Here is a 12,872-nt window from a genome sequence, read left to right on the forward strand (position 1 = left end):
CGGCACCCCGGCCGGGATGATGCTCCCGGCGCCCGGCGTCTGTGCGGGGGGGCGGCGGGCCCGCCGACCCCGCTCACATCACCCCCGGTCGTGGCGGCGCGGCGTCGTCCGGTGTGCGGGACCGGACAGGGTCTCGAAGATGGTGACCCACTGGTCGGGGCGGACCATCCCCACCGGTGCGGAGCCGGGCACGCCCGCCGCCCCCAGCGCGGCGGCCACCCGCCGGGCCGGGTAGCGCCGGGACAGCGACGCCGACAACGACCCGCCCACGCCGCCGAAGCCGAGTTCGACCACGCGCCGGTACTCGCCCCGGCGTCCGACCGGAAGCAGGGGCGCGGTCCTGCGGGTCAGGACCAGCACGCCCGCGTCCACCCGGGGCACGGGCCGGAAGCGGTTCCGGTCGATCCGCCCGGCCAGCCGCCACGACCACCACGGCCAGGTGAGCACGGTGACCAGGCTCCACCTCCCGTAGGCCCCGGAGCGCTTGCGGGCGTACTCCAGCTGGGTGACGAGGGTGGCCGACCTCAGCCGGGGCGCCTCCAGGCACCACCGGACGATGTCGGAGGTCCGGGAGTAGGGGATGTTGCCGACCACCGCGAACGGCTCGCGGGGCGGCCGTGACCGTGTGAAGTCGCCGTGCTCCACCCGCACGCCCCGGGCCGGGTCGCGGTAGCGCTCGGCGAGCCGCGCGGCCAGGCGGGGGTCGAGTTCGTGGGCGACCACCCGCCGGGCGGCGGCCGCGAGGAACCGGGTGATGGCGCCCTCACCCGGGCCGACCTCGACCACGAGGTCGTCGGGGCCCACGCCGGACAGCCGCACGACCCAGCGCGCGGTTCCGGGGTCGGCGAGGAAGTTCTGGGAGAGGCGCCGCCGGTGGTCCGGACCGGCGTTCCCTCGCTCGGGGGCGATCCTGCGGTGATCGGGGGTCCTGCGGGAGTGGCGTGCCACGCGTGGTCCGTTCTGCCGCCTTCGGGGGCGGTCTGACGAGGACGGGCAGCACGGACCGGCGCCTCACCCCCAAGGGGGCGGGCGCACCGGTGGAACCGGGGGGACCGCGACCGCCCGTCCGAAGGAAGGGGACGGGGGCGGGCCTGGACCGGTGGGTGGCTCTACACGGGCGCGTCGGCGGCACGCGTCACGCCGGGGACGTGAGGCGTGCCGAAGCGACCTCCCCTGGCACCGCCGACGTCGCCCCCGGGGAAAGCGGGGTGCGGAAACGGCGGTGCGCTCGGAGGGGTTTCGCTACCGGTCCAGTGGAACGGACCGCGGACGGGTGAAGTCGTGGGCGACCACGGGCCAGGCGTGCTGGCCGCGAAAGATCGCGTTGAAGGCTGCCATGGACAGCACGGTAGACGGGGCGCGGACGGCACCGCAACGGGTTTTCCCACGGCGCCCGGGCACCGCTGTGGCGCATCCGAAACCGCTCGCGTGCGGGCTCCGTCCCCGGTCATACTCGGGTCCATGCCTGACTTCTCGGACTTCGACACCCGCCACTACCGCACGGTCGACGTGGTCACCGGCTATGACGGCTGGTCCAGCACCTACGAGGACTCCGTGCTCGACGCCATGGACCTGGCCCTGCTCGACAGGCTCCGCGCGCCCGACTGGTCCGGGGTCCGCCGCGCCGCCGACCTCGGCTGCGGCACCGGCCGCACCGGGGCGTGGCTGCGCGGCCGGGACGTGGCACACGTGGACGGTGTCGACCTGAGCGCCGGAATGCTCGCGTTGGCGGCCCGGCGCGGCGCCCACGACACCCTCACCCAGGGCGACGTGCGCGCCACCGGCCTGCCGGGCAACAGCTACGACCTGGTCATCGCCTCACTGATCGACGAGCACCTGCCCGACCTCGCGCCCCTCTACGCCGAGGCCCGACGGCTGACGAGGCCGGGCGGGCGCTGCGTGCTGGTCTCCTACCACCCGCAGTTCATCATGGCCTCCGGCATGCCCACGCACTTCACGGACGCCACGGGGGAGGAGGTCGCCATCACCACCCACGTGCACCTGATCGGCGACCACGTGAGCGCGGCGCTGGCCCACGGATGGCGGTTGGAGGAACTGGACGAGGCGGTCGTGGACGAGGGCTGGGTGGCGGCCAAACCCCAGTGGGAACGGTTCCGCGGCCACCCGATCTCCGCCGCGTTCGTGTGGGTGCGGCCCGACTGACCCCGCCGAGCCCGGGGGGTCACGGCGCCGACAGGGCCGCCTCCCACCGCTCCCGGTGCCGTTCGACGTAGTCGGCGGCCGGGCCCCAGTGGTCGGCGTGCCCCTCGGCGTGCAGGCGGGCCCAGGGCTGCCGGCCGGTTCGCGCGCCCTCCTCCAGGACCGTGAACATGCCCCGCACCCGCAGCAGCGCCGCGCCCGGGAGGGCACGGCGCTGTTCGGCGTCGCAACCGTAGCCGTCCGCCAGGGCCCGCAACCGCGCCCCGTCCGCCTCGGGGTCGCCGCCCGCGTGCAGGGGGACGAAGCCGTGCGCGGCGTACCCGAGGTCGCCCATCCTGCTGGCCGGACCGGCGCCGTCCCAGTCGATGAGGCACCACGACTCCGGCCACGGGTCGTCCGCGCGGGAGTCCTCACCCCGCACCAGGTTCCAGGGGGCGAGGTCGTTGTGGCAGACCACCTCGGGTTCCTCGGGAGGGAAGAGCTGGTCCCACACGGAGCCCTCCGGGGGCCGGAATCCGGCGGTGAGGTCGTGCAGCCGCCGGGTCATGGCGCCCAGCGACCGGAGTTCCGCCTCGGTCATCGGCGGCATCCGGTCGGCGAGGGTGCCGGGTACGTACGCCAGCCGCTGGAACCCGGCCGGGCCCTCCCCGTACGCGTCGGGCGCTCCGGAGAACCCCCGCTCCCGCAGGTGGCGCAGGAGCGCGGTCACGGCCGGGGAGGAGGCCAGCCAGGGCTTGAGCACGGTCGCGCCCACGCGCAGGACCCGGGCGGCGACGTTGCCGCCCTCCAGGACCTCGACGTCGTCGGTGGGCCCGAACCGGGGCGAGGGGGTGGAGCGGTCGACGTCGCGCATGCGGCCATCCTCACCGGAGCGGCCGGACCGGGTCCATCGGATTACCGTTCCGGTGCCTGACCCGCGCGGGACAGGGCCGCCTCGTCCAGCCGGAACAGCGGGACGAGCAGGACGAGCGTGAGCGCCCCCATGCAGAGGAACACCGCCCTGAGCCCGAGGACCTCGGCGACCAGACCGCCGGTCAGCGCCCCCAGCGGCATGGTGCCCCAGGCCAGCAGCCGGTAGACGCTGTTCGTGCGCCCCATCAGGGCCGCCGGTGTCAGGCGTTGGCGCAGGGACACGGTGATGACGTTCCACACCGTGATCCCGACTCCGCCGACGAGGAAGCCGAGCGCCACCGGCCACACGTTGGGGGTCAGCCCGGGGACCGCCACCATCAGGGCGAACAGCAGGACGCACGATCGCAGGGACCAGGCCCGGCCGAGCACGCGCTCACCCCACTCGGCCGCGAGCGATCCCAACAGGCTTCCGGCGGCCGTCGCGGTCAGGAGTACGCCGTAGGCGGGTTCGCTCAGACCCATGGGGGAGTCCGGACCCACCGCGTACAGCACGATGATCGCGAACACGGCGCTGGTGGCGAAGTTGGAGATCCCCACCATGACGGCGAACGACCGTAGGAGGCGGTGGTGCCACAGGAACCGCAGCCCCTCGGCGATGTCGGCCCGCACCGTGGTGGACGCGCCCGAGCGGTCGACCCGAAACCGCCCCCGTACCAGCAGGAGCAGGCCCACGGCGGCCACCCACAGCGCGGCCGGGGTCACGAAGGCCAGGGCCGCGCTCAGGGCCACCAGAGCACTGCCCAGGGGCGGGCCGACGAACTGGTTGGCGGTCAGCTCCACCGCGTACAGGCGTCCGTTGGCACGGGAGAGCCGGTCGCGGTGGACCATCTGCGGCAGGATCGACTGGGCCGAGGTGTCGTACAGGGTCTCGGCCGTTCCGACGAGGAAGGCGGCCGCGTACAGCAGCCAGACGGACCCCGCGTCCAGGAGCAGGCCGACGGTGAGCAGCACGACGAGGGCGCCGCGCGCGAGGTTGGCGCAGAGCATCGCCCACCGCCGGTCCACGCGGTCGGCCAGGGCCCCGGCGGGCAGGGCGCAGAGCAGCCAGGGCAGGCCCAGGGCCGTGGTGACGCCCGCGATCAGTACGGGGGAGTCGGTGAAGCGCAGGGCCGTCAGGGGCAGCGCCACCCGCATGACGCCGTCGGCCAGGTTCGAGAGCCCGGAGGAGGCCCACAGCCGCCGGTAGGCGGCCCCCAGCGCGCCGTGGGCGGCGGGCGGGGGCGCGGGGCCGGGAGCGGAGGAGCCGGTGCCGTCGGGAGGGGGGTCGGGCGCGGGCCCTTGGGGGGAGGACATGAATCGAGATTGACAGATCGATTGAGAAATTTCAATCGATCCGGTTCCGCGTCACCACCCGCTAGGCTTCCCCCATGGCAGACCCGGACCCAGAGCAGCCCACGGAACGGAACGACCCCCCCGCCCCGAACCGACGCCGCCGGGCCACCGCCCGCGAGGCCAAGGCCCTGGGGCACCCGCTGCGCCTGCGCATCCTGCGTCTGTGCCTGATCGCCGACCGCACCAACCGCGAACTCGCCGACCGGCTCGACACCAACCCCGGAACCGTGCTCCACCACGTGCGCACGCTGGTGGACGTCGGGTTCCTCACCGCCGAACCGGTCCGGCAGGGCGCCTCCGGGGCCCTGGAGAAGCCCTACCGCGCCACCAACGCGACCTGGTGGTTGGACGACCCCCTCCGCGACATGGCCGCCGAGGAGCGCTCATCACCGCTGGACGTGTTCACCTCCGAGCTCGGCGCGGCCGATCCCGATACCGTGCAGATCCTCGGGCGGTTCGCCCTGCACCTCAACGACGAGGAGCGCCACGAGTTCAACCGGCGCCTCCTGGCGGTCGTCGACGAATACGTGGTCAGCGACCACGAACGCCGGGACCGGCCCCTCTACGGGGGAGGGCTCATCCTGCACGGGATCTCCGAGGACTGACGCGCCCCGGGGTCAGAAGGACTGCCAGGTCCCCCTCGGCGGACGCTGGCCCTCGCCCGGCACCGACCAGTCGCAGACCCCCTCGGCGAACACCTCCCCGGCCCGCTCCGCCTGCCGCTCGTCGAACTCCGCCGGATGCGCCGCCTCGTCGAAGGGGGTCAACCGGCACTTCACGACGTCGGAGGCGAGCGGGCCGCCCGCCACCGTCCTCGGTGAGCCGTACGTGGGGAAGGCGTCGGCGCAGCGGTCGCCCCGGCCCTTCGGCCACGGCCTCTGCGGAGCCACCACGCGCTCGTCCCCGACCCAGCACGAGTCGGTCAGCCACTCCGGGCGGGTGCGGCGCAGCCGGTCGGCCGGGGCCGTCCCGGGCTCCTCCAGCGCGAGCTCCCCGGCCGCCGTGACCCACGCGTCGAGCTCGGTCAGGGCCCGTCCCGCCACCGGCCGGTCGGCGGAGAACACCCCGCCGCTGTGCTCCTCGACCAGCATCACGTGGTTGTCGGCGTCGCCGTTGGCCGCCAGCAGGCGTTCGCGGGTGCTGAAAGAGTGGTACCGCATGTGGATGTCACCGTCGGGCGCGTGGTCCTGATAGGGCCGGTGGTCCACGACCGGGATCTCCGCGAGTCCGCCGCCCCCGTACAGCAACCGCCCGGAGTCGTGGGCGGACCGTACCGCCGACGCGTCCCCCACGGTGCGCTCGGGCACCACCGCGCCGTCGCCGTCGAACCCGCCCACGTGCTCGTTCAGGTGCAGGAACCGGTCGACGTCGATGACCCCGTCGACCAGGGCCGACAACCCGTACTGCACCCCCACGTTGTCCAGGGGGCGCCGGGGCGTACCGGAGTCCGGGTCGGTGCCGTAGACGTTGCGGGCGTGCGAGAACACGTCGCAGCGCGCCCCGTCCGGGTGGTCCCGGGGGTGGTAGCGCTCCTCGGCGGGCAGCGCCGACGGGCACACGCCCCGCGGGTCGATCCGCGCGGCCGCGTCGGCCATCGCCCCGATCCCCTCCCACGTCCCGAACCCCGACACCGCGCGCAGCTCCTCCCGGCTCAGGGCGTCGGGGTGGGCCTCGGCGTAGGTGCGCAGCAGGAGGGCGTCGGTGACCGCCGGAACCGTCGAGAAGCCCACGTCGGGGTAGCTCTGGGAGACCACGATCCCGTCGAGGAGTCCGGGGTAGTTGTCCGCGATCTGGTGCGACTGGTAGGCGCCCCCCGAGGACCCCCAGCCCAACGTGTGGTCGGGGACCCCGTGGGACAGGACGAACCGCTGCTTGACGGCGCTCATCGTCTCGGCCGCCAACAGGTCGTCGCAGTTGTTGCCGAACACGTTCAACGAGGCCGAGGCCACCGCGTACCCCTGGGACAGCATGCCGTGGTCCACCACCCCGGCGGTCCGGGCCCCCTGCACGAACCAGCCGCCCGGGCAGCCGCCGCCGAACGTGTACACCAGACGCCGGTTCCACCCCTCGGGCGCGTTCCACGGATCGGGACCGGGCTCACGCGGGTCGTGCAGGACCGCGGTCTCGTACACCGCGCGGTTGGCGGTTCCGGTCTCCACGCGCACCGTGTACGGCACCCGCTCCCCGGTCGAGGTCGTGGTGTGGGCGACGTCGGAGGGCAGCACGTCCTCCCGTGGCAGGGGAAGGAACCGGCCGTCGACCGAGCGGTACACGTAGCCCGCCACGGTCCGCGCCGAACAGTCCTCGTCTAGTGGAGCGCCCAGATCACCGCCCCAGGCGAGCGCGAAGGACCCGGTCTGGCAGACGAACGGGTCCTGGTGCGGACCGGCGAACACCGGACCGGCGGCGGGATGGCTGGTGACCACCACGCGCCCCTCGCCGGGGGCGCCCGCCCCGTGCGCGGACACCGCCTCGTCGGTGAGCCCGGCCACCAGCGCGGTCGTCCCCTCGGGTAGTCCGGTCACCACCCCCTCCAGCACGTGCCCGTCGCCGGGCGCGTGGACCGGGCGCAGGGTCTCGGTGACGTCGGACCCGTCCGCCTCCAGCCGCACCTGGTGCGGTTCGGCCGGGGGAGGCACCTCCACGCGGACCAGGGCGGTGCCTCCCGCGACCGCGTCCGGACGGGACGACAGCACGCGCACCGCCAGCGCGTCCGTGCCCGCTTCCCCGGCCGGAACGCCGGGCGCCGCCGACGGCGGCAGGGTCAGTGCCGTGGCCTGGTGGAGCAGCAGCGGCGTACCGGAGACCGTGAGGAGGGTGGCCGTGACGGCGGCGCCCGCGCCCAGTGCGACCCGCCCCCACGCGCACCTCAAGGGGCGGCCTCCGCGCCGGAGCGCGGGGCCGCGGCGCGGTGACGGGGAAGACCGGTGTCGCACGAGACGATCGTCTCCGCGCGACACGGGACCGGGTCGGGGACACTCCGGCGGTAAGGCGGGCTTTGTGCTCCCATGCCGCCACCGATACCCCGTACCGGGGGAGGAAACACCCCGAACCGGCGCCCGGGTTCACCGGGTCCGGCCCCTGGTGTCCCCTTTTCAGGTGCGGTGGACCTCCCGCCCGGTCAGTCGCCCCGGGACGATCTTCAGGACCTGGTCACGCGGCCCCTCCGCCCAGGGGTGCGGCAGCCTCCCCTGGGGGATGCGCTCCAGCTCGGCCCGCTCGCGCACCCATCGGCAGCGGCCGGACGCCAGCACGCTCCACCCCTCGTGCCGCTCCTCGTCGAAGTGGTCGATCTGGAAGGCCGCGTGTCCGCGCGCGTGGCGCATGATGGTTCCGGCCAACGTCGACCGCAGGATGATGGCGTCGTCGACCAGCGCGTAGTTGACCGGCAGCACGGTCGGCGCGGCGTCGCCCTCGATGGTGAAGGCGACCCGACCGATGTCGTGCGCGGCCAACAGGTTGAAACAGGTCTGGCGGGCCAGGACCGTGAAGGCCGTGTCGCGCTCCTCCGCGAGGTCGGCCCCGGTCCTCAACCGGTCGCTGTCCGCGAGCCCTTCGGTGCCCTCCGAGGCGCTCCTCTGCTCCGGCGGAGACGCCGATCCCGTCACCCAACTCCGGTCCTGAGCAGAGACGCCGCTATCGCTTGTTCCCGTCATCACGACCCCCAGAAGTGGCCTGCCCTCGGTTCCGACCCTTGCCATCGTCGCTGGTCGCGGCCGTCGAGAAGGAGGGTCGCGAGCCCTCGGCGCGACGGAGAAGGTCCCCATGTGCGGGCTACCCGCCGGGACGCTCGCCCCAAACAGAAAAGGACGTTCGACTCATAGGTCGCGAATCTGAATTGTCTAGGCTGGGAGGCGCACCGTGATGTCGCACGGCCGGGGCCCCGCCGCCGGCCCTTCCGTCACGCCCCCAACCGAGCGGGGACGGAGGCGACCCACGACCCCGTGCGACCCACGACCCGAGGCGGCCGCGCCGCCCCCGGTCACCGCATCCAGCGCTTGAGGAGGTGTGCCCGATGGTCGCCGACACGCCGATCCGGGTGTTCCTGGTGGACGACCACGAGATCGTCCGACGAGGGGTCGGAGCGCTCCTCGACGAAGAGGACGGCATCGAGGTGGTGGGCGAGGCCGGAACCGCGGCGCAGGCCCTGGCCCGGGTCCCCGCCCTCGAACCCGACGTGGTCGTGCTCGACGTCCGGCTGCCCGACGGCGACGGCGTCACCGTCTGCCGCGACATCCGCTCGATGCTCCCCGACACCCGCATGCTCATGCTCACGTCCTACTCCGACGACGAGGCCCTCTACGGTGCCGTCATGGCGGGAGCCTCCGGCTACATCCTCAAGCAGATCCACGGAACCGACCTGGTCGGCGCCGTGCGCACCGTCGCCGAGGGCCGGTCCCTCCTCGACCCCGAGTCCACCACCCGCATGCTCGAACGGCTGCGTGCCGAGGCCGGGCGCAAGGACCCGCTGGGCGAACTCACCGAACAGGAGCGGCGCGTCCTCGAACTCATCGGGGAGGGGCTCACCAACCGGGAGATCGGCTCCCGGATGTACCTGGCCGAGAAGACCGTGAAGAACTACGTGTCCCGAGTCCTTGCCAAGCTCGGCATGGCACGCCGCACCCAGGCAGCCGCGTACGCGGTGCGGCTGTCCATGAACCAGACCGCCTGACCGGCGCGGCGGGCCCGGCTACGGCGCCCCGCCGCCGGTCCGGGACGGGACCGACCACTCCACCGAGGTGCCCCCACCCGGCCCCGAGTCCACCGACGCCGCCCCGCCCAGTTCGAGCGCCCGCGAGACGACGTTGCGCAGCCCGCTACGGTGCGTGCCCTCCCGGATGCCCCGACCGTCGTCGGAGACCCGCAGTACCAGACGGTCCTCGTCCACCGTGACCTGCACGTCCACCGACGCCGCCCCCGAGTGGCGGGCGGCGTTCGACAACAACTCCCGCAGCACCGCCACGAGATGGGCGCCGGTGGCCTCATCCACCCCGTTGTCCACCGGTCCCTGGGTGAGCAGCCTCGGTGCGAAGCCCAACGACTCCGTGGCGGAGTTGACCACCTCCAGCACCCGCGACCGCAGGGACGGCGCGTCGTCGCCGACCGGGCTCTGGAGGGCGAAGATCGTGGACCTGATCTGCCGGATGGTGTCGTCCAGGTCGTTGACGGCCGACCGCACCCGCTCCGACGACGTGGCGTCGTCGATCCGCCGCACCGTTCCCATCAGGGTCAGGGCCGTGGCGTACAGGCGCTGGATCACCGTGTCGTGCAGGTCCCGGGCGATCCGGTCCCGGTCCTCCAGCACGCTCAGCCGCTCCGAGTCCAGCCGTGCCTCGGCCAGTTCCAGGGCGACCGCCGCCTGGTCGGCGAAGGAGGACAGCATGCTCAGCCAACTGCTCTGGAACGGCTCCCGGTCCCGGTCGCGGCCGAGCACCAGGACCCCGCGCGCGCCCTCCGGGGGGCCGAAGGGCAGTACCAGTGCCGGGCCCATCCCCAGGCGGTCCAGGAACCCCGCCCCGAGGTGCTCGAACTCGGCCACGTCCGTCCGCACCGGGGTGCCGCTCAGGTAGACCCGGCCCAGCAGGGTGTCGGGTTCACGGGGAAGGGCCGCCCCCGGTACCTGGCCGCACGGGTCGTCCGGGCCGTCCCACACCCGCACGGTGAGGGTCTCGGGTTCCTCACCCGGCATGGCGATCACGGCGAGGTCGGCGTGGGCCATCACCCGGGCCCGCCGGGCCACCAGCCGCAGGACCTCCTCCGGGGCGGCGCCGGACAGCAGCCGGGTGGTGATCTGACCCGAGGCGTCCAGCCAGGTCTCCCGGCTCTGGGTCTGCGCGAAGAGCTGCGCGTTCTCGATCGCCGTGCCCGCCGCCGTGGCCAGTGCCCGCAACAGGAGTTCGTCGTCTCCGGTGAACTCCGCGCCGCCGACCTTGTCGGTCATGTACAGGTTGCCGAAGACCTGGTCGCGGATGCGGATCGGCACTCCGAGGAAGGTGTGCATGGGCGGGTGGCCCGCGGGGAAGCCCCGGGACTCGGGGTGGTCGCGCACGTCGCGCAGCCGCAGCGGCCGGGGTTCCTTGATGAGCAGCCCGAGGATGCCCTCGCCCTCGGGCCAGTGCTCGATGTGGTCGATCTCGTGCGGGGTGAGGCCCACCGGGATGAACCGGCTCATGTTCCCGTCCGGGCCGATCACGCCGAGCGCCCCGTAGCGGGCCTCCACGAGGCTGGTCGCGGTCTCGGTGATCCGCAGCAGGAGGGGTTCGAGCTCCAGGCCCTCGCCGATCGACACGACCGCCTCCAGGAGGGTGCGGATGCGCTCCTGCGTGCGGGAGATCTCCGACATCCGGGACCGGACCTCGTCGAGGAGGTCGTCCAGGCGTACCTCGGGCAGCGACAGCCGGTCCTGCCCGAGGGGGCGGTGGGGATCGCCGTCTGTCACGCGCATGAGACTCTTTCCGGCAGCTGTCCAGGGGCCGCCACCGAGTCTAGGCGCGCCCCGGGGGCGCCCGTCGCCGCCTCCGCCCCCGCCGGGTGCGCCGGGTCACCCCGGCTGAACTGGCCGTTCGCCCAGCTGGGCCTCCTTGGAGCACAAGTGCCGAAGGGCCTTCCCAGAAAGGACCTTGGGCTCGTCCCGCATGCGCCCCACCGTCGGCCCTTGGCGGGTGGTCGAGCGCGCGGGGCCGGTCCGGGCGTGGTCCACGACCCGAACCGGCCCCCGCTCGAAGACGGTCCTGCTGGCCTTCCCGGTCCTACAGTCCCTCGGTGGTGAACTCCACCGGCTCCGGGTCGAACCCCTCGGGGCCGCCCCGGTGGAGCGCGTAGCCCGCGGCGTCGTCGGGCGCGGCCGGGTGCACCGTGCTCAGCAGCAGGTCGGGGTGGCCGTCGCCGTCGTAGTCGGCGAGCGCGTGGGCGCGGTAGGAGCCCAGGTCGCCGCGCTCGGGTACCGGCAGGGCCGACGCCCCCTCGCCGGTGAGTCCCTCGGGGCCGCCGAACAGCAGGGTCGCGCTCTCGAAGGAGTGGAACGGCCCGGTCATGACCACGGCGTCGTCGTACCCGTCGCCGTTGACGTCGGCTACCAGGAGGTCGTTGCCGAACCCGTCCCCGTCCTCGGAGTCGCCGGGAACACCCTCGGTGTCGAGGGTGACCCGGGTCGGTGCGGCGTCCAGGAAGCCCTCGGAGCCCGCGTAGGCGTCGACGTAGCCCGGGTGCAGCTCGTCCTCGTGCCCCGGCTCGTTGTTGGGGATGCCGCTCACCCCGACGAGCAGGTCGGGGCTGGCGTCGCCGTCGACGTCACCGGTCGCGTACGCGTGACCGGGCGCGGTGTCGCCGACGACCTCCTGCGCGGGGCCGTCCGGTCCCGAGCGCAGCACCAGGTGGGGCGCGGGGGACTCGTCGAAGTTGCGCACGAGCAGTAGGTCCAGCGCGGCGTCGCCGTCGGCGTCTACCACGTCGAGGTCGGCGTCCCCGGCGTCGTCGGGCAGCGGCACCTCGCGGGTCTGGGCGGGGGAGCCGTCCCGCTCGAAGGGACCCCGGTGGAAGGCGGCCTCGTACTCGCCGATCGGGCTGCCTTGGAGATGGTCCAGGACGGTGACGTCGGTCCTGCCGTCCCCGTCGAAGTCGCCGACGACGAGGGACACGGCGTACATGTCGCTCGGGTCGTCCTTGTCCAGCCAGGGCAGGGGCTGGGCCTGCCCGGTGGGGCCCTCGGGGCCACCCCACACGACGTACCCGCTCCCGGCGTCCACGATCAGGTCGGCGTGGCCGTCGCCGTCGAGGTCGCCCGTGCCCAGGACGCTCATGAGCTCGCCGTCGTCGGCCAGCCCCAACTCGGCGCGGGTCAGGGTGACGGAGCGGTCGGGGGAGAGCCCGTCGGTGCCGCCGAGCAGCGCGCCGACGTAGGGTTCGCCGGTCCCGTCCGTACCGGAGCGTCCGCTGATCGGCAGGTCGGGGTGGCCGTCGCCGTTGACGTCGACCGTCGGCGCGGGGTCGGCGCGGGTGTCGGAGGCGCCGGTGTTCTCGGCTTCGCTGAGGTCGGTGATGGGGGCGCCGCAGGCGGTGGCCAGCAGGACGAGCGCGGCGGCGCTCAGGGGAAGGGTGCTCAGTGGGACGGTGGTGCGCTGAACGATGGGGGCCTCCCCGGGGTGGGGGAACGGTGGAACCGTTCGGTTCGTGGGCGGTAGGCCGTGCCAGGGGGCGTTCGCCGGTTCGTGGGCGGGGTCCCGGCGCTCCTGGGGCCGTACCGGTGTCCCTTCCGTGTACTCCCCGGTGGATAAGTCCGACGTGAAGGCGGAGCCGTCGGGGTGGGCGACCCCCACCGCGACGGGTCCGGGAGCGGTTCGGGGCCGTGCGCGGCGAGGGGCCGGGGCGACCCACCTTGGGTTCTAGTGGTCGTCGCAACACCCCAGTTCAAGGGGTGCTATGCACTTTCGAATCCGCGAGGACCGAACACCGCAGGGACGAACGAAGCT

General features: G+C 73.8%; 10 protein-coding genes. 3 read left to right on the forward strand and 7 right to left on the reverse strand.

The genetic code is table 11. The annotated features are described in order from the left end of the window. Positions 1 to 78: 78 nt before the first annotated feature. The gene (gene erm / locus ABZ635_RS26450) at positions 79 to 909 is read right to left on the reverse strand and encodes an ErmE/ErmH/ErmO/ErmR family 23S rRNA (adenine(2058)-N(6))-methyltransferase (protein WP_357769900.1); all 831 of its coding nucleotides are present in this window, start codon (positions 907 to 909) and stop codon (positions 79 to 81) included. A gap of 552 nt (positions 910 to 1,461) precedes the next feature. Between erm and ABZ635_RS26455 the strand changes: the two genes are divergently transcribed. Then, entirely contained in the window at positions 1,462 to 2,163 is a 702-nt protein-coding gene (locus tag ABZ635_RS26455; protein WP_357769885.1) for a class I SAM-dependent methyltransferase, read from the forward strand. A 19-nt stretch (positions 2,164 to 2,182) separates the two neighbouring features. Here the strand turns inward: ABZ635_RS26455 and ABZ635_RS26460 are convergent, their stop codons facing one another. Beyond that, positions 2,183 to 3,013: a phosphotransferase gene (locus tag ABZ635_RS26460; RefSeq protein WP_357769887.1), complete on the reverse strand. Its 831-nt coding sequence runs from the start codon at positions 3,011 to 3,013 to the stop codon at positions 2,183 to 2,185. A gap of 41 nt (positions 3,014 to 3,054) precedes the next feature. After that, complete coding sequence (locus ABZ635_RS26465; protein ID WP_357769902.1) at positions 3,055 to 4,269, reverse strand: MFS transporter; 1,215 nt, start codon at positions 4,267 to 4,269, stop codon at positions 3,055 to 3,057. Positions 4,270 to 4,439: 170 nt separating this feature from the next. Here ABZ635_RS26465 and ABZ635_RS26470 point away from each other — a divergent pair, with 170 nt between their 5' ends. Further along, complete coding sequence (locus ABZ635_RS26470) at positions 4,440 to 5,009, forward strand: winged helix-turn-helix domain-containing protein (RefSeq protein WP_357769889.1); 570 nt, start codon at positions 4,440 to 4,442, stop codon at positions 5,007 to 5,009. Positions 5,010 to 5,021: 12 nt separating this feature from the next. Here ABZ635_RS26470 and ABZ635_RS26475 read toward each other — a convergent pair whose 3' ends face one another. Next, positions 5,022 to 7,277, reverse strand: a complete 2,256-nt coding sequence (locus ABZ635_RS26475) for a DUF6351 family protein (protein WP_357769891.1) — start codon at positions 7,275 to 7,277, stop codon at positions 5,022 to 5,024. Between the two features lie 222 nt (positions 7,278 to 7,499). After that, a complete protein-coding gene (locus ABZ635_RS26480) occupies positions 7,500 to 8,060 on the reverse strand; it encodes a pyridoxamine 5'-phosphate oxidase family protein (RefSeq protein ID WP_357769893.1) in 561 nt (186 codons plus the stop codon). 359 nt (positions 8,061 to 8,419) lie between these two features. Here ABZ635_RS26480 and ABZ635_RS26485 point away from each other — a divergent pair, with 359 nt between their 5' ends. After that, the gene (locus ABZ635_RS26485) at positions 8,420 to 9,076 is read left to right on the forward strand and encodes a response regulator transcription factor (RefSeq protein WP_357769894.1); all 657 of its coding nucleotides are present in this window, start codon (positions 8,420 to 8,422) and stop codon (positions 9,074 to 9,076) included. Between the two features lie 18 nt (positions 9,077 to 9,094). Here the strand turns inward: ABZ635_RS26485 and ABZ635_RS26490 are convergent, their stop codons facing one another. Next, positions 9,095 to 10,849 (reverse strand): GAF domain-containing protein, encoded by a 1,755-nt coding sequence (locus ABZ635_RS26490; protein ID WP_357769896.1) that lies wholly within the window; start codon positions 10,847 to 10,849, stop codon positions 9,095 to 9,097. A 304-nt stretch (positions 10,850 to 11,153) separates the two neighbouring features. Further along, entirely contained in the window at positions 11,154 to 12,719 is a 1,566-nt protein-coding gene (locus ABZ635_RS26495; protein ID WP_357769898.1) for a VCBS repeat-containing protein, read from the reverse strand. Positions 12,720 to 12,872 lie beyond the last annotated feature (153 nt).

Origin of the sequence: Nocardiopsis sp. NPDC007018 (genome assembly GCF_040635075.1) — a bacterium.
GTDB lineage: Bacteria > Actinomycetota > Actinomycetes > Streptosporangiales > Streptosporangiaceae > Nocardiopsis.